Consider the following 21,218-nt stretch of genomic DNA (forward strand, 5'->3'; position numbering starts at 1 on the left):
GCTCCAGAACCAAAATCATCCTAATTTTTGAGAGGCAGTTTTGGAAAGAAAAATGCCCCCCCACAAAATGCAGGGGACTAGGAAAAAACTGATTTTAGATGCCCACTACAATTTTTCCACACGGGTAAATGGCTAAAAAGCGTCATATCCATTTAGATATTTTAAATTAGCCTCATAAAATTTTGGGAGCATGATGAATATAGCGGGCGGCTTATGCCGCGCAGTATTTTTGTTGTGAAAGACTTCCCCTGTCATTGTTTTGTGGACTGTCAATCCTGTTAAGTTTTAGCGATGAAATAAAACAAGCCGGCCAGAAGAAGTAACTAAGCGATGCGCGGTATTTAAACATTGATGCTCCTTCAATATTTCTGAACCGATTTCTTTTGCCTCTTGTTCTGAATTTGCTTCAAACTTTTCATTTAAAAGCAGTTCTCCTTTGTTTGTAAACGCAGTTAAAAAATATGTCGGCATTTCAAACATCCTCCTTTTTTAAAAAATATATTTCTTTTTCCTGAAAAAAAATCCTTTCAGCTTTTTTTAAAAAATTTTTTGGCAGGGGTCGCGGGTTCCGGGATGTATTTTTTCACTTTAAAATGATATAATATGGAAAAGCAAACGTACGTTCCGGAAACGAGTGAAAAGAGGGAGACTATGACTCGCCGCATAACATTTATACATACGGCAGATTTGCATTTAGATAGTCCGTTCACAGGGCTTGAGCATTTGCCGGAAAGCATCTTTAAAAGAATTCAAGAAAGTACTTTTACGGCATTTGAACGTGTAATTGAACTGGCGGCAAAAGAAAAAGTCGATTTTATACTGATCGCAGGAGATTTGTATGATGACGAAGATCGCAGTTTGAAAGCCCAGTTGAGATTAAAGAAACAGTTTGAACGGCTCAATGAAGAAGGCATCCAAGTTTTTATTATTTTTGGAAATCATGATCATACAGGAGGTAATTGGGTTCATATTCAATGGCCTGAAAACGTTCATATTTTTTCCGATCGTGATGTAGAATGTATACCGTTTGTCCGCGGCGGAAAGGTTTTAGCCAACATTTACGGCTACAGCTATCCGACTCGTTCGGTTACAGAAAATATTGTCTATAAATTTCAAAAAAGAAGCGAAGCGCCGCTTCATATCGGTCTTCTTCACGGCACCGCGTCAGGGACGGAAGGACATGAGCCGTATTGTCCTTTTACGATTCAAAATTTATTGGAAAAAGATTTTGATTATTGGGCTTTAGGACATATACATAAACGGCAAATTTTACATCGTTCCGACCCTCCGATTATTTATCCGGGAAATATTCAAGGCCGCCATAAAAAAGAAACGGGAGAAAAGGGAGTGTATCTTGTAGAATTAGCAGAAGGCGGGAAAAGCGCGTACCGATTTGTGCCGGTATTTGACATACTTTGGAATGAAATCAAGCTCTCTGTAAATGAAATAGCTGCTGTTGGCGAGCTATATGATCATATTCGAGCGGTAAAGGAACAGCAGAGACGAAATGGCTCGGCTCTTTTGACAATTATGCTAGATGGAGCTTCATCATTGTTTTGGGATCTTATGGATCAGGATCATTTGGATGAGCTTGCGCAAATATTGAATGAAGAGGAAGAAGGAAAGAACGATTTCGTTTGGATTGTTTCCATTCAGCATCAAATCGTGCCGAGCGACGACTTTTTCTCCTCCTCTTACATTTCGAAAGATTTTGAACAAATTTTGGATCATTTTCATCAATTTGACGAAGCGATGGGGCCTTTATATAAAAATCGTTTATTTCGGCGTTTCTTTCAATCTTTCACAGAAAATGAAAAAGAAGAATTGATAAAAGAAGCGAAAACAATGATTTATTATGAGCTGTTTAAACAAGAATGGAAGCGGTCGTAAAAAAGGTGATAAGATGAAAATAAAAGAACTGCATATTTATGGCTACGGAAAATTTGCAGATAAAAAAATTTCATTTTCGGATCATGGCATACAAGTCATTTACGGTTTAAATGAAGCCGGAAAATCGACGCTGATGTCTTTTATCCACAGCATGCTGTTCGGATTTCCCGTTAAACAACATCCGGATAAACGGTTCGAACCGAAAGCGGGCGGAAAATACGGCGGGGCATTAATCATCGAATGTGAAAATTTCGGAACAGTAAAAGTGGAGCGCGTAAAAGGGAGAGCCGCAGCGGGGGATGTAACTCTTTATTTCCAGGATGGACGGACAGGAGGGGATAAAGAGCTGGCTGAAATTTTAAAAGGAACCGACAGACCAACATATCAAGCGATTTTTTCCTTTGATTTATTCGGGTTGCAAAAAGTGTATGAGCTGAATCGTGAGAAGCTGGGAAAATATTTATTTTTAACAAGTGTATTCGGGTCTGATCAGTTATATCGTTTAGAGGAGAAACTGCAGAGAGAGCAGGAGGATTTGTTTAAACCGAACGGACGAAAACCGTTGCTGAACAGATCGTTAAATGAACTGATGGAGGACTTTGCAGAACTGCAACATGCAAAAGAACAGCAGCGCGCTTACAATTTTTTGATCAAAGAAAGGGACAGCTTAGAGAAGCAGCTGAAGGACTGCCAGAACGAGAAGGTGACGCTGAAAACAGAACGGAAAAAAGTGGAAAAACAAATAGCAGTTCTTCCCCTTTTGGAAAGACGGAAAGAATGCTTGCAGCTGTTAAAAGATTTTCCTGACGGCATTCAATTCCCGGAGGACGGGTTTGTTCGGCTGGAAAAGCTTTCGGCAAGAAGAGACGAAGTTTTAGAACAGCTGGGAAGGGTGCAGGAAAAAGAAAAGGGGATCGAGGATTCCTTATCAGCCTTGAAGATCGACGGCCGTCCAGCTGACGAGACAATATTTGAGGAATTAAAAAGTCAATTTCCCCTCATCCAAAAACAATTAGAAGAACAAAAACTTTTCATTGTTCAACAACAAATGCTGGAAGGACAGATTCATGAGGAGCTCATCTATATTTTCGGCCATCAAGATGAAAATGCTATAAAAAAAATCGACACATCTGTTCGCATGAAGGAAAAAATAAAGGATGCTGCGAAGAAATATGAACAATTATTTCAAAGAAAAAAGCTTCTCGATGAACAATATGAGCGTGCCCAATATTCGCTGGAAGAATGTGAGCGCCGCATAAAAGAATACGAATCTTTTCTGCTTGATCCATCTGAAAGGGAAAGATTAATAGAGGAGCAGTCAGCCATAGAACAAGAAATGGCGCAAACGGCCGACAAACATTATTTAAAAGAGCAGATTGCCCAGTTAAAAGCAAAAATCAATGAAAGAGAAAAAAAGAATCGGGAAAAATTAAAAAAATGGAAAATTCTCACTGTATCTTTGCTATCTGTTTTTGCGTTTGCCATTGTTCTTTCGTTTGTTTATAAGAATTGGCTGTTTTTAACAGCGTTTCTTCCATTCATCATTGTTTTCTTTTTCTTCCGTCCACAGGATGATGAGCTGTTAAAGCATTTACAAAATGAGCATGAACAGCTTGTGAAAAAACTTGATAAACAAAATGATTCCCGAATCTTGGAAAGAACGTCGCGTTTGAAACATATTAAGGAAATATTATGGAAGGATCAGCAAGTCCGCCAAAAAATTGAGATCGAGAAGATGAATTATAAAGGTAAAGAACAAGCTTATGAACGGATTCTTTCGTTATATGACGAATGGGAACATGAAAAGTATCAATTGCAACATTTAATTTTCCCGTTTTATGAACATTTTCATCTTCCGAAAGAAGCCGAAGGATCACAATTGCTTGAGCAGTTTGAACGCATCGCAAGCTGTCAAAAGCTGATAAGAGAAAAAAGAATGTTAGAGGAAAAAGTTCGTTTGTATGAAGAAAACTTAAATCAGTTTAGAAAAAAGTTTGATCCTTTGTGTGAATATTATAACATTCGTGCCGACTCAATTGAGAAACGCTATTCAGAACTGAGAAAAATAATGGAAGAAAATATAAAGAAACGATCGCAAAAAGAGGCATTGATGAAGCAGCTAAAAGAGGTTCAAGAGGAAAAAACAAAATTTCGTTTGACCTTTCAAAGCATTGAAAGAGAATTAGAGAAGCTGTTTCAGTCAGTCGGAGCAGCAAGCGAGGAAGAATATAGAAAAATAGGAATGCTCAAAAAAGAGAGAGAAAAAATCGAAACCGAATTAAACTGGATTGAAGGGCAGCTGCGAACGAAAGGATTATTGACATCAAGCGATATGAACGATTATCAAAATGAGAGGGCTTTGAAAGAGCGAGAAACATTTCTTGAGGAAAAAGAAGAAGAACTCGAAAAAATGGAGGATTCTATCCGGAAGAAATTAGCGGAAACAGAAATAGAGATTAGAAAAATAGAACTATCAGGTCTATATTCTGAGTTGAAATATTCGTTTGAAATGAAGCGTTCTGTAGCAAAAAAGCTTGCGAAAAAATGGGCGGCAATGGCAGTGGCAAGAGAGATGCTGAAACATACGACGAATTATGTTCGAAATGAAAAAATGCCGAAGTTGTTGCATAAAATGGAATATTTTTTCCGAATAGCAACGTCTGGGGAATACGAAAACATTTATCTGGCGGAGGGTTCGCCTTCTTTCTCAGTGAAAAGGAAAGACGGGCTTGTTTTTACGGCTGAAGAACTGAGTCAAGGAACAGCTGAACAACTGTACACGGCGATCCGGTTTGCGCTGGCAGAAAGCATGCAAAAGAGAATTCATCTTCCATTAATGATCGATGACAGCTTTGTGAATTTTGATCATTTGCGCATAAAAAATATTGTGAGTATCATGAGACAGCTGTCGGATCATCATCAAATGCTGCTGTTTACTTGCCATCAGCATATATTATCTTACTTTCAAGACGAAGAAATCATTTACTTATAAAATATATTTGTTAGACCGTCGCACATTTGGTTCGTATGCTATACTATAAGTTACGAGGCGGAAAGTGGAAGGAGAATAAGATGGCTAAAGGAATTATTCATTACAATGTTGGGGAGCAGGTAGATCTTTTTTTGCTGATAAAATCAGTAACAAAAGGTATTGCAAGCAATGGAAAACCTTTTTTAACGTTAATTTTGCAAGACCGTTCCGGGGAAATTGAAGCAAAACTATGGGATGTGAGCAAAGAAGATGAAGAAAATTATCTGCCTCAACAGATTGTTAAAATATTTGGCGATATCCATCATTACAGGGGAAGAAATCAACTGAAAATCCGCAACATCCGATTGGCAGAGCCGCATGAAAATTTAAATGTACAGGATTTTGTAGAAAGAGCGCCATTATCTCAAGAAGAAATGGTTGAAAAAATTACGAAGTACATATTTGAAATGAAAAATCCAAACATTCAACGGATAACAAGATTCTTGATGAACAAGCATCAAAGCGCTTTTCTCTTATATCCGGCGGCGACGAAAAACCATCATGAATATGTATCAGGCCTTGCCTATCATGTTGTTTCCATGCTTGATCTTGCCAAAGCGATTGCTGACTTTTATCCGAGTTTAGACAAGGATTTATTATATGCCGGGGTCATACTTCATGATCTTGGCAAAGTAATTGAACTGTCGGGCCCCATTTCCACTTCTTATACAGTTGAAGGGAATTTGCTTGGGCATATTTCCATCATGGTAAACGAAATTGGAGAAGCAGCGAAGGAACTTGGGATTTCCGGCGAAGAGGTCGTCATTTTGCAGCATATGGTATTGAGCCATCACGGGAAACCGGAATGGGGAAGTCCGAAAATGCCGATGGTTAAGGAAGCGGAAATTCTCCATCATATTGATAATATCGATGCAAAAATGAACATGCTGGACCGGGCGCTTGAACGAGTCAAGCCGGGAGAATTTACGGAACGGATTTTCGCTCTGGACAATCGCTCATTCTATAAACCGTCATTTCATCGATAGAGAATCATAATATAGAGCCCCTTGCATAAAATGAAATAAAAAAAGCTTGTCTATGCAAGGAGGAGATGGAATGACGTTTCTGCCGTGGTGGGTATATTTATGTATTGTTGGAATTATTTTTAGTGCATATATGGCATATAAAACAGCTAAAAAAGACAAAGAAATAGAAGAAATTTTTATTGAGCGGGAAGGAAATGTATATATCGAAAGAATGAAAAAAGAAAAAGAAAAGCGAGCGAAAGAAAAGATGACATCTGCAAATTAGAAACTAAATTGTGTCAGCTTTTCTACTATGCTTTCAATTTCCTCTATCCGACCAGCGGGAGCGCGACGATTTTCGGAAAAACATCATCAAACAGTCAAAAGACATCAGACAAAACGTGAGCTGCTTTAATCCGGATAAAAAGATCCATTGTCAACCCGGCAAAGCTGGTGCAGGTTGATAAAAAAACATTTATATACGCTGTCATGTTTTGAATGCTAAAAAGGGGGGACGAAGCTTTGCTTTTAGTCCCCCTTTCTTCTATATGCCATATGTTAATTTTGGGTTTCAAACAAATCTTTTAGATCTTTGTCGTTTACTTTTACATCTGCGTTTTTAATTGCTTTGTCAATAGCTTCCTGCATCAATGACGGATCAGATATTTTCTGTTTTTTGACATCTTCTTTCAGGCTGTCTTTCATTTCTTCGAATGGTTTTACCGTCTGAGTGATTTTAATAATGTGGTAACCGTATTCTGTTTTAACAGGATCGCTGATTTCTCCTTCTTTTAATTTAAATGCCACATTTTCAAATTCTTTCACCATCTGGCCTTTGCCAAACCATCCAAGATCTCCGCCGTTGGAGGCAGATCCGTCGATCGAATATTCTTTTGCCAAATCCTCAAATTTTTCGCCTTTATTAAGTTTTTCTTTTACTTCTTTCGCTGTTTTTTCATCTTCCACTAAAATGTGGCTGGCGCGTACTTTTCCTTTCAATGAATCATAATATTCTTTTAAATCTTTATCTGTAATTTTAATATTCGCTTCTGTTGCCTTCTTGCGTAGCAAGTCGACCTTCACGATTTGTCTCAAAACCTTGTCTCCGTATTGCTGAGCAATTAAATCGTACTGGGAGCCGTACTGCTGTTTCATTTTTTCGAGCTCTTCATCAATTTCTTTGTCGGAGACTTTAAATTTTTCGCTTAATACTTTTTCATGCACAAGTTCTTGTAAAACATCTTTACCAAAACGGTTTTTCAATGCTTCATAAAATTCGTCCTTCGTAATATCTCCGGCTTTTGTTTCAACGACCGCATCATTTGCACCGTTTGAACATGCATTCAAAGCGAATAAGCTGGCCGTTGCGATAACCGCTAATGCAAATTTTTTCATACTTTACAACTCCTACCTTTTTTTGTCTATCTAAAACAAATATACTCACATTTTGACATGAAACTATATGATTTGCAACTGTTTGTCCAAGTAATGGAAAAATCGTTTCGAATTTGGGTTAAGAAAATTCCAGTAAGAAGGACAAATGCCTATGCGAAAAAAAGAACAGTGCATACGATAACGTAAAGACACAAAAAGGGGGTGTCGTGATGAGCGGAGGATATGGTGGAGGCTTTGCGTTAATCGTTGTATTGTTCATCTTACTAATTATTGTTGGTGCTGCTTGGATCTATTAATGGTTTCAAAAAAGTCGGCAGAAGAGGTTTTCTGCCGGCTTTTTTAATGAAGTAAAAAAACTTTTAAGTAAAGGAAATTTCTATGTATGATGAAATTAGTAAAATGGTAATTAAGACATTAATGGTGCGGAATACGTTTGACTGTTTTTCTTCAGGGAGTTCACGAATGGAACAAAGAGCAGTTGTCAGTTTGTTTATATAAAATAGAATGAAGACGGCAAAAATGATAAAATATAATAGCATTTGAAATCCCCCCTTCCATTCATACCTATTACAATATCAAAATAATGACAAAAAAGATAGGGTTATGGGAAATTTTTGGGGAGTTTTCAGCCCCCATTATGAACCGAAGAAAGATGTGATGGAATGAAAGATTTAGAAAGAAGACTGGAAACTCTAGAATATTATATGTCTTTGTTTATGAAAATGATGAATATTGAAATGTATCCTTTCTACAAGCTCGTGATGGAAAAAGGGCTTATGAAGGAGGAAATAGAAGAGGTTTTTCGCATATGCGATGAATTAGCAAAGGAGCATAAGGAGCAAAAAGCGCAAGGATTTGTATATTTTGAAAATCTCCTTACGCTTTTTGCCGGACAGCTGACGCCAAAGCTGGATGTCAATGAAACGATCGATGCCCTTTATTTACAAGGGCTGTATACTGAATTAATGAAAGACTTAAAACGAACTATTGATTCACTGTAGTTTTTAAATAAGAATGTTCCTCCACATCTTTCTTTTTCTTGATTTTTCCGTCTTCAATGACAAAGTCATTTTCGATATTATTGAATGAGCGTTCAAAAATTGTCATGAAATCGTCTCCGTAAATGTTTCGGATAATTGCTGTAATTTCGATCATTTCAGGAAATTTTCCGTATAGATTTTGCAGCGGAAGCGCGCCTTTCAGAACGGTGTTTTTGGATGGATCATAATCTTCAAGAAGCTTAAGCAGCACTTCCTCTCCTTTTTCTGTTAATTGTATGTAAGTATTTCTTTTATCATTTTCTTTTTTGGAAAATTTTAAATAACCGCGTTCTTCTAATTTTTTCGAAAAGTTGAATGCCGTCGATACGTGCATGACCCCAAATTTTGCGATTTCTGAGATCGAGGCTCCTTTTAAATGATAGGCGATCCATAATATATGATGTTCATTGATGTTTAAATCATATGGTTTAATCCAGCGCTGCCAATCCTTTTCAATGGATTTCCAAAGCGCTTTGCTTAGCTGAGCGACACGCTGGCTGAACAGAAGTGCATCTTTTATCGTATAGCTGTCGAGCGATCTCTTCAATTTTTCCACCTACTTTGTATAATACTAACATTTTTAATATCTTCTATTATGCCAATAAAATAAAGATTTATAAAGATGTAATTTACGAAATTTTTAAATAAATAGTGAAACACTAAAAATAGCACACAAAGAAGCGGTAATAAATTTTGCGAAGAATAATGAGAACGATCAAGATTTTCTATACTGTAACAATTTTTCATGATTATAAATTATAGCAAAAAAGAATTGACACCCTGCCAATTCTTTGACATGTTTAATATTTTTAATTGTAAAAAGGCTTCCGCAAACTTGAAGCGTCAGTTTCTTTCTTTTTTGATTTGATCTTCTAGCTCTGTTAATTTATCTTTAATCTCTTTTACATGCAGCTCCAAATTTTTTTTATTCGGATCAATTTCCTTCTGCCATGCTTGAATGGACCGATTGACATCTGCAGCGACTTCTTTAGCAATTTGCAAGCCTTCTTTCGCTGATTGTGCGATTTGCTTTTTTAACGATTCCCCATCAGATTTCAAGTCTCCAAATATGTTTTCAAGCTTATGCAAATTGCATCTTGTCTTTTTTAAAACATTGCCGTTCCTCGCTTGAGCCGTAATCAGTGCAGCTGCTCCGGCAACAACACCGCCGACGAAAAATCCATATAGAAAAGATTTGCCTTTTGACATTTTTACCACTCCTAGTTCCTTGTTTTCAAAATCCGTCAATAAAAACATAGCCTTAGTTGAAGATGCATAAACTAAAAGTAAGGGAGGGAAATTATGGCGGGTGTTATTTTTTTATTTTTTATCATTAGCATGTTGTTTCTTGTAGGAGCTTTTCATAATTTGAAGTTAGCCAATTCTGCGAGTTCATATCCTCCAAAACATCTTCTGAAAAAGAGGGCGTCAGTTTTAGCGATTGGCGGATTAACGTCACTTTTAATAGCTTTTCTTCTTTATTATATACAATAATAAAACCCGATCATAGATCGGGTCAATCTGTTTTATTTATTTTCTGATAGAACGTTAGAACGTTTTAGAATGCTTTCAACAATGGGATAAATAATCACCATTGCAATTGTATTGATAACTGTTGCCGGCAATACAACCGCAAGGAACAATGCAGTAAATCCGGCGCCTCCTGGGAGACCTACAAGTAAGAGCGCTGCTAAAAGAAACACTGTGCCGGAAATTAATGTTCCTATGACTGTTAAAATTCCCGCCCTTGCTATTGCTTGTTTGAGTGGTTTTAAGGCTAGAAATAGAAAATATATTAAAAATGCCGTCAAAATTTTATCAATAATATTCGGAACGAGTCCGCCGGGAAAACTGGTTGTCAATCCGGATAATATGCCAGTTGCAATGCCCAGCAGACCGGCGTTTGTTACCCCAGGAAACAGGAAAATTCCTAAAAACATCATCAACAGCATCATATCCGGCTTCATCCCGTTAAATATGGGCGGCACAATCGCATGAAGAGCAACGCCGATGGCAACAAATAAAGATAAAATGACTAATTCTTTCGTTCTCATCTCTAAACTCTCCTCTTCTGTTCTCATCTTTAATAAACTTTCCACTATTATAGCGTATGATCGTTAAAGTTAGGATAGGCTTTTAATGTTTTTTTCTGAATTCTTTCATAAACTGGGCGAGCTTTTCACATGCTTCAATCGTTACCGCATTATAAATGGATGCACGGCAGCCACCGACAGAACGATGACCGGATAGACCTATTAATCGATTTTCTTTTGCCTCTTGAACAAACGCTTTTGTCAATTCATCAGACGGCAGCGTAAATGTTACGTTCATGAATGAACGGCTTTCTTTTTCTGCATGTCCTTTGTAAAAGCCATCGCTTTCATCTATAGCGTTATATAGTATTTGAGCTTTTTGTTTGTTTCTGCGTTCAATTTCAGCTACTCCGCCTTGTTCTTTTACCCATTCCAACACTAGAGAAAGCATGTAAATGGCAAAGGTCGGTGGAGTGTTATATAAAGAGTTTTTGCTTGCATGTGTTTGATAGCTCAAAATAGTTGGTACATTTTTATTTGCTTTTTCAATTAGATCTTTTTTAATGATGACAACAGTGACTCCGGAAGGTCCTAGATTTTTTTGCGCCCCTGCGTAAATGAGATCGAACTGTTCGATATTCAGCTCTCTGCTCAAAATATCGCTGGACATATCAGCAATCAGCGGTGCATTCGTGCTTGGGAACTCATGCCACTGCGTCCCAAAAATTGTGTTGTTTGACGTAATATGCAAATACGCAGCATTTTGGAGCGAATTTGCCTCGAATTGTTTTGGGATGTGTGTGTAATTTGACTCTTTGCTTGATGCCAACACATTTGTTTCACCAAATTTTTTTGCTTCGCTTAACGCTTTTTCAGACCATGCTCCGCTTAAAATATAATAGGCGATATTTTCATTATTCAAAAAATTCATCGGGATCATGGCAAATTGCAGACTTGCCCCGCCTTGTAAAAATAACACATCATACGAATCAGGGATATTAAGCAATTCTTTCAATAAGCTTTTGGCATTATTGTGAACCTCATCATACGCCTGGCTCCGATGGCTCAGCTCCATGACGGACATGCCAGTATGATTGAAATTCAACAGCTCGCCTTGAGCTTTTTGTAATACTTCGACTGGTATAGCTGCTGGTCCTGCATTAAAATTGTATACTCGATCCACGATTCGTCCTCCTTTTAACACATTTATAAAAACATCCTATCATGAAAAAAGGAGAGGGGAAATAAAAAATTTTGTGTCGGTTAGAAAACAGTAAGGATCCTGTTGTTAGGATCCTTTAGCCGTTTATTTTTTATTGCAATCCGCCTTTTATTGTTTCAGCAAGCTGTGCAAGATCTTCTGGAGTATAATCATTTTGATGGGATTTCCATACTATGCCTAAACCATCTTCTTTTCCGTGTCGAGGAATTATGTGCATATGGTAATGAAACACTGTTTGACCGGCTTCTTCGCCATTGTTATTGATTAAATTTAATCCTTTTGGATTCAATTGTTTTTTTACCGCCTTTGCGACCTTCGTAACAGCTTCAAAAAAGTTTCTTGAGATGTCAGGTGTGAGCTCGAAAACGTTTTCTTTATGTACTTTTGGGATGACGAGTGTATGTCCTTTCGTTACCTGCATAATATCCATAAAAGCTAAAACGTGTTCATCCTCGTATACTTTTGCACAAGGAATTTCTCCGTTAATAATTTTACAAAAAATGCAATCGCTCATAATGACACTCCCCGCAATTTTTTTCTTTATTTTACCACGTGTTGAAAATGAAAGAAAACACAAAAAGGAACGAACATAAGTCCGTTCCTTTGAAGAGGGGTTTCAATGCACATGTTAAAAAAGCGATTTAAAAGTGTCTTTCGTCAACACCCCATTTTCAAATAATGAATGGTATTCCTTTTTGACACTTTAAACTTTTGTTAGAACACGACATGAAAAAATTTTAATGACAAACACCTGTTTAAGTGTGTGGTCACCCTCTTCAGTCAATAGCATACCCACTAATTTATTTTTTATGTTGTGTAAAATAAAAAAATTGAGCGTTTTTTGATGATAAACATCAAAAGGCGTTTAACTCCTCGGGAAGCTCTCAGCATTGTCATGAAATTTTTTTTAAAAAATTGGCGGCATAAGCAAAAAGCGTTAAGTCAAAAAAACCGCTCGCTCTAAAAAAAACAATCCGGCGCCGTAAGAGAAATTTGGCTTTGTGAAATGTTTTTAGCATTCGCAGCCATCTGCCAAAACAGGTTGCTTGGAAAATGAACGCTTTTCCTCACGGTCCAAATGAAAAAGAGCTTCCTGTTGAAAATAAATTAGGACGCTTCCTTAAATGTCATAAAGTTTATTCAAACCGTCCATGAAAAACGATAAAAAACAGATGTCCAAGAAGGTTCTTCCGTTCCGATCCATTCCTTTATCGTGCCAAAAACTTTCCCGAAAAGTACATATAAACAAAAATATATGCAAATAACGCATTGACTGCCAGCTGGACGCCGACAAATAAAATATTCGTTTGCGTTAATAAAACAATGGTAAGAACGGCTAGCTCAATGAAAAGAATGGTAAAAAGAAGGCGTAAAAAGCTTTTTTTCTTTACATTTTGTGGAACTGGATATAAGTCAGCGATAAAAAGAGCATCATAATGCTTGTATAAGCTCGTTAATTGAATTCCGGTTAGGAAGAGAACAGCTGCCGGCAAAATGATGCAAGATACAAGTGACAAAGGCAAAAAGATGCTGACAATAACGCCGATCATCAATAAGCGGATAAACAATCCGAAATAATCTCCTGAACGAATGAAGGATCTGGAAAACATATATAAAAATACATTTGATTGCTTGTAAGGGATGAAAGACAAAATCCAGTCCATCCATTTCCGTCTTTTTGCTTCAGCCTTCAGTTTCGGCACATCAGTAAACATATTGGCCAATCTATAAAATGATTGCAATTTGCGATTTTCCTGCAAAATTAAAAATTCCCACTGCAGCGTTTTGTTCCTCGTTATCTTGAAGAAATAAATGGTTACCAATGCCATCATGCCGTAAATAAACAGGGACAGCATGCTTTCCTTAACAGCCAAATAAATTACCGTGAAATTGACAGCATATCGGACAAACTTATCCATTATCTGGGATAACCGCTCCGGAAAATGCGTCATTTTCCATTGAATCCACAAATTCCAATATTTAATAACCGTAAGCTGGAAGATAAGGAATAAATAGTTGATGCCTTCACCTTCACCGCTTTGAAAATATAAAGGTGCAAGAATGATTAGGCATACGATCATTTGGACAGTCTGAAGGATATAGCTGTATATAAAAGCACGCTGAAAATAATGGTTTAATCCTTTTTCCATAGGCAGTAAAAAGATGATGTCAGGTTCTTTTAACAACGTGCGTACTTGCGAAAAAGTTACCGTTAATGCTAACAAGAGTGCCATTAAGAATGCTGATGGAAAATGAGGTGGGAGTTGATCAAGCCATTGCTGATACGCATAGGCTCCTCCGCCTAATAAAAACATAATCACTAAAAGCAGATGATCGTTCAGCATATAACGCAAGTATGTTTGTGTTTCTTTTATATGTGCTGCCAAACGGGCAGGCCAAATATCATTGATTGATCTCATCGTCTTGCTCCTTTGTCAGCCGAATATAAAGATCGTCCAATGTTGCACCAGGCATATTGAATTGCTCCTGCAGCTCAAGTTTAGTTCCTTGAGCCCGGACGGTTCCGTTGTGCAAAATCACAAAAGTGTCACAAAACCGTTCTGCATTTGCTAAAATGTGGGTTGACATTAAAATGCCAGCACCTTGTTTTTTCGCCTGATTCATGAGATCAAGCAGGGCGTGAATGGCTAACGGATCCAGCCCGACAAACGGTTCATCAATTATGTAAAGGGATGGCTGAACTAAAAAAGCGCACATAATCATGACCTTTTGTTTCATCCCTTTAGAAAAATGTGCCGGAAACCATTTCAACTGCTTTTCCATTCGAAATGTTTTTAAAAGAGGATCGAGCCGCTCGTTAAATGTCTCTTCACTGATCCCGTGCGCCATAGCCATCAATTGCAAATGCTCAAATAACGTCATTTCTTCGTATAAAATAGGGGTTTCAGGAACAAAACTAAATTGCTTTCGATATTGCACCGGATCTTCCTGAAATGTTTTGCCGTTAATTTTAATAGTCCCGTCACTTGGCTCCATCAAACCGATGATATGCTTGATCGTTGTGCTTTTCCCCGCACCGTTTAATCCAATTAAACCGACCATTTCATTTTCGTTTACAGTGAATGAAACATTTTTTAAAACAGACTTATTTGTGTACCCGCCGGTAATCTGATCTACTGATAATAAAGTCATATTTTCCGCCTCTCCCCTTTATTTTTTTAAAATTAAATGAGGCTTGATGTATTTAGCCGTTTCAACGATTTTTGCATGTTTTGATCCATTCTTCTCTCTTTCCATTTTAAATCATTCCTTCTCATCTTTTACAATATAATATTTCTTTACTCGGGGTGGAGAAGGAAAAATGAGTTTATCGCTCATCCCTAAAGCTTTTTTAAAGTGGTTAGCAAAAGCTTCGTTTTGATCCCATTTGTTAAAATCTTGTTCTGTCTCCCATAAAGTGAAAATGATATAAGTGTTTTTGAAAAGAGGGCGGAGAACTCTTAAGGCAACAAAGCCCGAATGGCTTTCAATGAATCGAGATAGCTCTTTAAATTGCTGTTCAAATAGAGGTTTTCCTTCATCTGTAACAGATATATAGGTAAACACGGCAAACCCTCCATCGCTGCAGATACTTCCTCTTTTATCAATAATTTCATATTTTTTGGGTTCTTTAAAAATTGTTGTTCCTTTTGTTTCATGCATAAGGACGGCGCTTTCACCGTCATGCATGAATAACATGCATTCTGCTAGATTATTTTTTTTGATTTTGCTTAAATATTCAATAGTGCCGAAAGCTATATAAACATTCATAACAGTCACCTCGCACGAAAATCACTTGACAATTTGCGAAAAAAGTTAAACATGTTACATACTGTATCCAAAATTATACAATACTAATTATGGGAGTTAAACAGAGGTGAAAACATTGTTGAAAAAAATAAAGATGATCTCGGGAATCGTTTTATCTGCTGCTGTGTTAAGTATTATCGCATACTTTGCCATGATTTGGATAGGCGCTATCGTTGTGGATGAAAAAAAGCTTGTTTTGCATTCTGCGACCTCTTTGATCGATCAAGAAGGACGGCCCATTACGAAATTATATTTAGAAAACAGAGAGATCATCGATATTGATAAAGTTCCGAAGCATGTACAAAATGCTTTCATCGCTGTTGAAGATAAAAGGTTTTATGAGCATCACGGCATTGATTTTCGGGCAATTTCAAGGGCGCTGTTCAAGGACATTGCTGCTTTCAAAAAAGTAGAGGGCGGCAGTACAATCACCCAACAGCTCGCCAAAAATGTTTTTTTAACAAACGATAAAACGGTTTTGAGAAAAATGACAGAAGCTATCATTGCCATTTATCTTGAACAGAAATATAGCAAAAGAAAAATTTTAGAGATGTATTTGAATCAAATCTATTTTGGACATGGCGTATACGGCATCCAGTCTGCATCAAAATTTTTTTTCAATAAAGATGCCTCTGAACTGACTATTGAAGAAGGGGCGCTGCTAGCCGGCCTGCCGAAGGCTCCAGCAGCCTATTCTCCGATTTTGCACCCAGAAAAAAGCTTAGAAAGAAGAAATGCGATATTAACCTTAATGGAGCGCGAAAACTATATTTCTCCGGAGCAAGCTGTCAGAAGCCAGGGGAAAACATTAGGTCTGAATATTCATAAAACGGAAGATAAGCCTTGGCTGTCCGCCTATATTGACATGGTATTTGAGGAAGCGGAAAATAAGTATCATCTTTCAAATGAAGAACTCCTAAAAGGCGGATATAAAATTACCGTTCCGATCAATATCGATGTTCAGGAAAAAGCATTCAAAGTTTTTAAAGAAAAGGCTTATTTTCAAGGTACGAAAGATGATGCTCAAGGCGCTTTTATTTTATTAGATAATAAAACAGGCGGTGTGCTTGCTGCGATCGGCGGGCGAAATTATGTTTCCAAAGGATTTAATCGATTGACAGCGAAGCGCCAGCCGGGGTCAACGTTTAAGCCGATAGCTGTATATGCTCCGGCAATGGAGGAAGGACTTTTTCAGCCTTATTCTCTTCTAAAAGATGAGAAATTGGATTATAAAGGATACTCTCCAAGCAATTACGATGGACGTTATGATGGACATGTAACCATGTTTGATGCGCTCATTCATTCAAAAAATGCTCCTTCTGTATGGGTGCTCGATAAGCTTGGAATCGATAAAAGCAAAGAGTATTTAGAGAAAAACGGGATTTATATTGAGGATAAAGGACTGGCGATTGCTTTAGGAGGACTAAAGTACGGCGTGTCGCCGTTTGATTTGGCAAATGCATACAGAACTTTTGCCAATAATGGTCAATACAGCAAGCCGTATTTCATACAAAAAATTGTGAATGCCAACGGCGATGTAGTGGCAGAAGTAAAAAAACAAAAATATCAAGTTTTTTCTCCGCAAACCTCGTGGAATATGACGAGGATGCTGGAGCAGGTTGTTAAAGAAGGAACTGCCAAAGCGGGACAATATGAAGGAGCTTTAGCTGGAAAAACGGGTACGACATCATTTCCTGGAAAAAAGGGCGCCGTGATGGATGCATGGTTTGTCGGATATACTCCTGACGTGACGGGGGCAGTGTGGATCGGATATGACCAGACAGATGAAGAACATTTTTTAAAGGGTGGGAGCGATTATCCAACGAAAATGTTTAAAAATATTTTAAGCGGTTTGAAATTTGAGGAAAAAACATCCTTTACGATTCCGAAAAAAGTGAAAGATTTAGAAAAACCAATCAGGCTTTCACGAATCCCTTCGCTTTCCGCCACATATCAATTTCACGCACTTCAATTATTTAAAGTGACATTAAAATGGCCTGCTCAAGATGATGACCGGGTCGTATACCGAATTTATGAACGAAGCGGAGAAAGCAAGAAATTGGTCGGATCTGTAAAGGGAAAAGGAGAATATGAAATACCGTATATTAACATTTTTTCAGAGCATTTTTATCAAGTTGTCCCTTATAATCCGCAAACCCATCAGGAAGGGGAAGGTACTGATTTTGTCAGCCCGCGCTGGGAATAACAAAATGCTGGAAAGATCTTTCGTCGATTTTATGACATTTCCCTTATATTCCTATACAATCGGGCACGGGAAGAGGTATAGTTTAAAAAGAGTATTAGAAAGGAATCGTTTTTAAAGGGGGATTTACATGGATAGGAAGAAAAGCTTTAATGATACTTTTTTAAAAGCGTGCAGAGGCGAAGCGGCGGACTATGTTCCTGTTTGGTATATGAGGCAAGCCGGGAGATCCCAGCCTGAATACCGGGCGTTAAAAGAAAAATACAGCTTATTTGAAATTACACATCAACCAGAGCTTTGTGCATATGTCACTAGACTTCCTGTCGAGCAGTACGGGGTTGATGCCGCAATTTTATATAAAGATATTATGACGCCGCTGCCTGCCCTTGGAGTTCAAGTTGAAATTAAAGCGGGAACAGGGCCTGTTATTGAAAATCCGATCAGGTCGCTGGAGGATGTAAAAAAACTTGGTGAAATTCATCCTGAGGAAGATGTTCCATATGTTTTAGATACGATTAAGCTTTTAGTTAATGAGCAGCTGAATGTTCCGTTGATTGGATTTGCCGGAGCACCATTTACTCTTGCCAGCTACATGATTGAGGGAGGCCCTTCCAAAAATTATAACAAAACAAAGGCATTCATGTATGCTGAACCAGAAGCTTGGTTTCTTTTAATGGAAAAGCTTGCCGATATGACCATTACATACGTGAAAGCGCAAATTGACGCAGGGGTTAAAGCGGTGCAAATTTTTGATTCATGGGTCGGAGCATTAAATGCTTCTGATTATCGATATTATATTAAGCCGGTGATGAACCGCATTTTTTCGGAATTAAAGGAAAAAGAGGCGCCGCTTATTATGTTTGGAGTGGGAGCAGGACATTTAGTAAAAGAATGGAATGATTTGCCTTTAGACGTGATCGGTTTAGATTGGCGTCTGTCGATTTCTGCTGCCAGAGAAATGGGGATTTCCAAAACATTGCAGGGAAATCTTGATCCGGCAGTTTTGCTTGCGCCGTGGGATTTTGTGAAAGAACGGGTAAAGGCTATTTTAGAAGAAGGAATGAAACAGCCAGGTTTTATTTTTAATCTTGGACATGGCGTCTTTCCACAAGTAAAACCGGAAACCTTAAAAAAATTAACGGAATTTATTCATGATTATACGCAAAAATAGATCGAAAAAAATGATCAACTTGAATTTTGGAGGTGCACGTAATGTCGAAGAAAAAAATAGGTTTGTTAGTGATGGCATATGGTACACCATATAAAGAAGAGGATATTGAACGCTATTACACCCACATTCGCCATGGAAGAAAGCCTGATCCAGAAAGTCTGGAAGATTTAAAAGAACGATATAAGGCGATTGGAGGCATTTCTCCTCTTGCGAAAATAACAGAAGAACAAGCGAAAGGCTTAGAAAAGCATTTAAATCATATTCAAAATGAAATAGAATTCCATATGTATTTAGGATTAAAACATATTGAGCCGTTTATTGAAGATGCAGTTGAACAAATGAATAAAGATGGAATCACTGAGGCGGTCAGCATCGTTTTAGCTCCGCACTATTCGACCTTCAGCATTAAGTCGTACAACGGCAGGGCAAAGGAAATTGCAAAAAAACTCGGAGGGCCTTCCATCACTTCTATCGAAAGCTGGTATAAAGAACCGAAATTTATTGAATATTGGGCTAAACAAATAAAAGAAACGTACGCGAAAATGACTGAAGAAGAACGGGAAAAAGCTGTATTAATTGTTTCAGCACACAGTCTGCCGGAAAAAATTGTTCAATTAGGGGATCCTTACCCAGATCAATTACAAGAAACAGCTGAATTAATTGCAAAAGAAGCCGGAGTGCAGCATTTTGCTGTTGGCTGGCAAAGTGAAGGCAATACTCCGGAGCCGTGGCTCGGACCAGATGTTCAAGATTTAACAAGAGATCTGTTTGAACAAAAAGGATACCGGACGTTTGTTTATGCTCCAGTAGGTTTTGTGGCTGATCACTTGGAAGTTCTATACGATAACGATGTCGAGTGCAAGGCAGTAACAGACGAGCTTGGAGCAGCTTATTATCGTCCAGAAATGCCGAATGCAAAACCTGAATTCATCGATTGTTTAGCTACAGTCGTGTTAAAACACTTAGGAATGTCAAAATAAGAAGGAGATTTTATGGGAAGAAAAAAAGTAGCAATTGTTGGCGGGGGAATAACTGGGCTTTCAGTTGCGTTCTACTTGCAGTCAGAAATTAAAAAAAATCATCTTCCAATAGATGTTGTGCTGATTGAAGCGAAGCCGCGATTAGGAGGAAAAATAGAAACGATAAAAAGGGACGGATTTATCATTGAAAGAGGTCCGGATTCCTTTTTGGAGCGAAAAAAAAGCGCTACGCAGCTTGCAAAGGACGTAGGGCTCGGAGATTATTTGGTGAACAATGACGTGGGGCAATCTTTTGTCCTTGTCGGCGACAAGCTCCATCCGATCCCGAAAGGAGCGGTTATGGGCGTGCCAACAAATATTGCTTCTTTCGCCACCTCCGGTTTGTTTTCGTTAACTGGCAAGCTGCGGGCTTCGTTTGACCTTTTCCTGCCGAAGAAAAAAGTGGACGGAGATCAGTCATTAGGCGGATTTTTTGGACGCAGGCTCGGCAGCGAAGTGGTTGAAAATTTGATTGAACCGCTTCTTTCCGGGATTTATGCAGGAGATATTTATAATTTAAGTTTATTAGCAATCTTTCCGCACTTTTATGAAATTGAACAAAAGCATCGCAGTTTAATTTTAGGAATGGCCAAGCAGGCGCAAAAGTCTAAACAAAAACAACAACAGGAGCAACATAAAGGGATTTTTCAAACCGTTTCAACTGGTTTGCAATCGATTGTTGAAGCTATAGAACGCCAATTGGATCATACGGTAGTGAAAAAAGGAATAAAAGTTTCGGAGATTAAAAAGGAAGATGATCTCTACCATTTGGAATTATCTGACGGAACTGTTGACAAGGCGGATGCGATAGTCATTACCGCTCAGCATGATGCTATTCCATCTATGTTTCCGAATGAGCAGCAAACACTCGCTTATTTCAAAAAAATGCCTTCAACATCTGTTGCAACCGTTGCAATGGCTTTTCCGGAAGAAGCTGTTCAGCTGCCCGCAGATGGAACGGGGTTTGTTGTTTCGAGAAACAGCGGCTATACGATTACTGCTTGTACATGGACCAACAAAAAATGGCCGCATACTGCTCCGAAGGGCAAAACGCTGCTAAGAGCGTATGTTGGAAAAGCAGGAGATGAAGCGGTTGTTGACCAGCCGGATGATGTGATCATTCAAACCGTTTTGGATGACTTAAATCGATTGATGCCGGTAAAAGGAGAACCGATTTTTTCTATTGTTACAAGATTGAGGGAAGCAATGCCTCAATACATTGTCGGACACCTTGACAACATAAGAAATATAAAAAGTATTATGGGGCAAAAATACCCCGGAATATATTTAACGGGTGCTTCTTTTGAAGGATTGGGGATCCCGGACTGCATTGATCAAGGTAAAAAAGCGGTGAAAGATGTTCTTCAATTTTTACATTTGGGACAAGCTTAAAAGGCAGGCTTGTCTCTTATTTTTTCAGAGGAGGCATCCATTTTAGC

General features: G+C 38.1%; 21 protein-coding genes. 10 read left to right on the forward strand and 11 right to left on the reverse strand.

What is annotated here, in order from left to right:
• Positions 1-285 precede the first annotated feature (285 nt).
• Positions 286-471, reverse strand: a complete 186-nt coding sequence (locus NSQ94_RS04635) for a YhzD family protein (RefSeq protein ID WP_066248936.1) — start codon at positions 469-471, stop codon at positions 286-288.
• Between the two features lie 180 nt (positions 472-651).
• On the opposite strand from NSQ94_RS04635, the gene NSQ94_RS04640 reads away from it, so the two are divergent.
• The 4 genes from NSQ94_RS04640 (at position 652) to NSQ94_RS04655 (ending at position 6,172) form a co-directional block, all read left to right on the forward strand.
• Positions 652-1,890, forward strand: a complete 1,239-nt coding sequence (locus tag NSQ94_RS04640) for a DNA repair exonuclease (RefSeq protein WP_339230264.1) — start codon at positions 652-654, stop codon at positions 1,888-1,890.
• Between the two features lie 13 nt (positions 1,891-1,903).
• A complete protein-coding gene (locus NSQ94_RS04645; RefSeq protein ID WP_339230266.1) occupies positions 1,904-4,882 on the forward strand; it encodes an AAA family ATPase in 2,979 nt (992 codons plus the stop codon).
• A gap of 80 nt (positions 4,883-4,962) precedes the next feature.
• The gene (yhaM, locus tag NSQ94_RS04650; protein WP_066248928.1) at positions 4,963-5,907 is read left to right on the forward strand and encodes a 3'-5' exoribonuclease YhaM; all 945 of its coding nucleotides are present in this window, start codon (positions 4,963-4,965) and stop codon (positions 5,905-5,907) included.
• A gap of 70 nt (positions 5,908-5,977) precedes the next feature.
• Positions 5,978-6,172 (forward strand): sporulation YhaL family protein, encoded by a 195-nt coding sequence (locus NSQ94_RS04655; protein ID WP_063387307.1) that lies wholly within the window; start codon positions 5,978-5,980, stop codon positions 6,170-6,172.
• A gap of 272 nt (positions 6,173-6,444) precedes the next feature.
• On the opposite strand, the gene NSQ94_RS04660 is transcribed toward NSQ94_RS04655, so the two are convergent.
• Positions 6,445-7,281: a peptidylprolyl isomerase gene (locus NSQ94_RS04660; RefSeq protein WP_066248925.1), complete on the reverse strand. Its 837-nt coding sequence runs from the start codon at positions 7,279-7,281 to the stop codon at positions 6,445-6,447.
• A 209-nt stretch (positions 7,282-7,490) separates the two neighbouring features.
• Between NSQ94_RS04660 and NSQ94_RS04665 the strand changes: the two genes are divergently transcribed.
• Positions 7,491-7,577 carry a YjcZ family sporulation protein gene (locus NSQ94_RS04665; protein WP_063387309.1) on the forward strand — a complete coding sequence of 29 codons (87 nt, stop codon included), beginning with the start codon at positions 7,491-7,493 and terminating at the stop codon, positions 7,575-7,577.
• A 63-nt stretch (positions 7,578-7,640) separates the two neighbouring features.
• Here the strand turns inward: NSQ94_RS04665 and NSQ94_RS04670 are convergent, their stop codons facing one another.
• On the reverse strand, positions 7,641-7,820 hold the full coding sequence (locus NSQ94_RS04670; RefSeq protein ID WP_066248923.1) for a hypothetical protein: 180 nt from the start codon (positions 7,818-7,820) through the stop codon (positions 7,641-7,643).
• Positions 7,821-7,943: 123 nt separating this feature from the next.
• Between NSQ94_RS04670 and NSQ94_RS04675 the strand changes: the two genes are divergently transcribed.
• Positions 7,944-8,282 carry a DUF1878 family protein gene (locus NSQ94_RS04675; protein ID WP_063387310.1) on the forward strand — a complete coding sequence of 113 codons (339 nt, stop codon included), beginning with the start codon at positions 7,944-7,946 and terminating at the stop codon, positions 8,280-8,282.
• Here NSQ94_RS04675 and NSQ94_RS04680 read toward each other — a convergent pair.
• The 8 genes from NSQ94_RS04680 to NSQ94_RS04715 form a co-directional block, all read right to left on the reverse strand.
• A complete protein-coding gene (locus NSQ94_RS04680) occupies positions 8,266-8,868 on the reverse strand; it encodes an HTH-type transcriptional regulator Hpr (protein WP_066248920.1) in 603 nt (200 codons plus the stop codon). The two genes, NSQ94_RS04675 and NSQ94_RS04680, sit on opposite strands and share 17 nt — an antisense overlap.
• 296 nt (positions 8,869-9,164) lie before the next feature.
• Complete coding sequence (locus NSQ94_RS04685; RefSeq protein ID WP_339230268.1) at positions 9,165-9,530, reverse strand: hypothetical protein; 366 nt, start codon at positions 9,528-9,530, stop codon at positions 9,165-9,167.
• 317 nt (positions 9,531-9,847) lie between these two features.
• Entirely contained in the window at positions 9,848-10,375 is a 528-nt protein-coding gene (locus tag NSQ94_RS04690) for a tryptophan transporter (protein ID WP_094244629.1), read from the reverse strand.
• An 82-nt stretch (positions 10,376-10,457) separates the two neighbouring features.
• Positions 10,458-11,537 (reverse strand): 3-phosphoserine/phosphohydroxythreonine transaminase, encoded by a 1,080-nt coding sequence (serC, locus tag NSQ94_RS04695; protein WP_063387315.1) that lies wholly within the window; start codon positions 11,535-11,537, stop codon positions 10,458-10,460.
• 130 nt (positions 11,538-11,667) lie between these two features.
• Positions 11,668-12,090, reverse strand: a complete 423-nt coding sequence (locus NSQ94_RS04700; RefSeq protein ID WP_063387316.1) for an HIT family protein — start codon at positions 12,088-12,090, stop codon at positions 11,668-11,670.
• Between the two features lie 694 nt (positions 12,091-12,784).
• Complete coding sequence (locus NSQ94_RS04705) at positions 12,785-13,996, reverse strand: ABC transporter permease (protein ID WP_066248913.1); 1,212 nt, start codon at positions 13,994-13,996, stop codon at positions 12,785-12,787.
• The gene (locus NSQ94_RS04710) at positions 13,980-14,729 is read right to left on the reverse strand and encodes an ABC transporter ATP-binding protein (RefSeq protein WP_339197144.1); all 750 of its coding nucleotides are present in this window, start codon (positions 14,727-14,729) and stop codon (positions 13,980-13,982) included. Before NSQ94_RS04710 ends, NSQ94_RS04705 begins: the two co-directional genes overlap by 17 nt.
• A gap of 111 nt (positions 14,730-14,840) precedes the next feature.
• Positions 14,841-15,347 carry an antibiotic biosynthesis monooxygenase gene (locus NSQ94_RS04715; protein WP_063387319.1) on the reverse strand — a complete coding sequence of 169 codons (507 nt, stop codon included), beginning with the start codon at positions 15,345-15,347 and terminating at the stop codon, positions 14,841-14,843.
• 133 nt (positions 15,348-15,480) lie between these two features.
• Between NSQ94_RS04715 and NSQ94_RS04720 the strand changes: the two genes are divergently transcribed.
• The 4 genes from NSQ94_RS04720 (at position 15,481) to hemY (ending at position 21,171) form a co-directional block, all read left to right on the forward strand.
• Complete coding sequence (locus tag NSQ94_RS04720) at positions 15,481-17,592, forward strand: PBP1A family penicillin-binding protein (RefSeq protein WP_144597138.1); 2,112 nt, start codon at positions 15,481-15,483, stop codon at positions 17,590-17,592.
• A gap of 127 nt (positions 17,593-17,719) precedes the next feature.
• The gene (gene hemE, locus NSQ94_RS04725; RefSeq protein ID WP_144597114.1) at positions 17,720-18,760 is read left to right on the forward strand and encodes a uroporphyrinogen decarboxylase; all 1,041 of its coding nucleotides are present in this window, start codon (positions 17,720-17,722) and stop codon (positions 18,758-18,760) included.
• Between the two features lie 41 nt (positions 18,761-18,801).
• Complete coding sequence (hemH, locus tag NSQ94_RS04730) at positions 18,802-19,740, forward strand: ferrochelatase (RefSeq protein WP_144597116.1); 939 nt, start codon at positions 18,802-18,804, stop codon at positions 19,738-19,740.
• Between the two features lie 12 nt (positions 19,741-19,752).
• A complete protein-coding gene (hemY, locus tag NSQ94_RS04735) occupies positions 19,753-21,171 on the forward strand; it encodes a protoporphyrinogen oxidase (RefSeq protein WP_094244633.1) in 1,419 nt (472 codons plus the stop codon).
• The last annotated feature ends 47 nt before the right edge of the window (positions 21,172-21,218 follow it).

The organism is Aeribacillus sp. FSL K6-2833 (assembly GCF_037965815.1).
GTDB classification, from domain to species: Bacteria; Bacillota; Bacilli; order Bacillales; family Aeribacillaceae; genus Aeribacillus; species Aeribacillus composti.

Bases quoted from the DNA above. Each gene is read 5' to 3' on its own strand.
- NSQ94_RS04635 (WP_066248936.1), bottom strand. From the start codon at position 471: ATGCCGACATATTTTTTAACTGCGTTTACAAACAAAGGAGAACTGCTT.
- NSQ94_RS04640 (WP_339230264.1), top strand. From the start codon at position 652: ATGACTCGCCGCATAACATTTATACATACGGCAGATTTGCATTTAGAT.
- NSQ94_RS04645 (WP_339230266.1), top strand. From the start codon at position 1,904: ATGAAAATAAAAGAACTGCATATTTATGGCTACGGAAAATTTGCAGAT.
- yhaM (WP_066248928.1), top strand. From the start codon at position 4,963: ATGGCTAAAGGAATTATTCATTACAATGTTGGGGAGCAGGTAGATCTT.
- NSQ94_RS04655 (WP_063387307.1), top strand. From the start codon at position 5,978: ATGACGTTTCTGCCGTGGTGGGTATATTTATGTATTGTTGGAATTATT.
- NSQ94_RS04660 (WP_066248925.1), bottom strand. From the start codon at position 7,281: ATGAAAAAATTTGCATTAGCGGTTATCGCAACGGCCAGCTTATTCGCT.
- NSQ94_RS04665 (WP_063387309.1), top strand. From the start codon at position 7,491: ATGAGCGGAGGATATGGTGGAGGCTTTGCGTTAATCGTTGTATTGTTC.
- NSQ94_RS04670 (WP_066248923.1), bottom strand. From the start codon at position 7,820: ATGCTATTATATTTTATCATTTTTGCCGTCTTCATTCTATTTTATATA.
- NSQ94_RS04675 (WP_063387310.1), top strand. From the start codon at position 7,944: ATGAAAGATTTAGAAAGAAGACTGGAAACTCTAGAATATTATATGTCT.
- NSQ94_RS04685 (WP_339230268.1), bottom strand. From the start codon at position 9,530: ATGTCAAAAGGCAAATCTTTTCTATATGGATTTTTCGTCGGCGGTGTT.
- NSQ94_RS04690 (WP_094244629.1), bottom strand. From the start codon at position 10,375: ATGAGAACGAAAGAATTAGTCATTTTATCTTTATTTGTTGCCATCGGC.
- NSQ94_RS04700 (WP_063387316.1), bottom strand. From the start codon at position 12,090: ATGAGCGATTGCATTTTTTGTAAAATTATTAACGGAGAAATTCCTTGT.
- NSQ94_RS04705 (WP_066248913.1), bottom strand. From the start codon at position 13,996: ATGAGATCAATCAATGATATTTGGCCTGCCCGTTTGGCAGCACATATA.
- NSQ94_RS04710 (WP_339197144.1), bottom strand. From the start codon at position 14,729: ATGACTTTATTATCAGTAGATCAGATTACCGGCGGGTACACAAATAAG.
- NSQ94_RS04715 (WP_063387319.1), bottom strand. From the start codon at position 15,347: ATGAATGTTTATATAGCTTTCGGCACTATTGAATATTTAAGCAAAATC.
- NSQ94_RS04720 (WP_144597138.1), top strand. From the start codon at position 15,481: ATGATCTCGGGAATCGTTTTATCTGCTGCTGTGTTAAGTATTATCGCA.
- hemE (WP_144597114.1), top strand. From the start codon at position 17,720: ATGGATAGGAAGAAAAGCTTTAATGATACTTTTTTAAAAGCGTGCAGA.
- hemH (WP_144597116.1), top strand. From the start codon at position 18,802: ATGTCGAAGAAAAAAATAGGTTTGTTAGTGATGGCATATGGTACACCA.
- hemY (WP_094244633.1), top strand. From the start codon at position 19,753: ATGGGAAGAAAAAAAGTAGCAATTGTTGGCGGGGGAATAACTGGGCTT.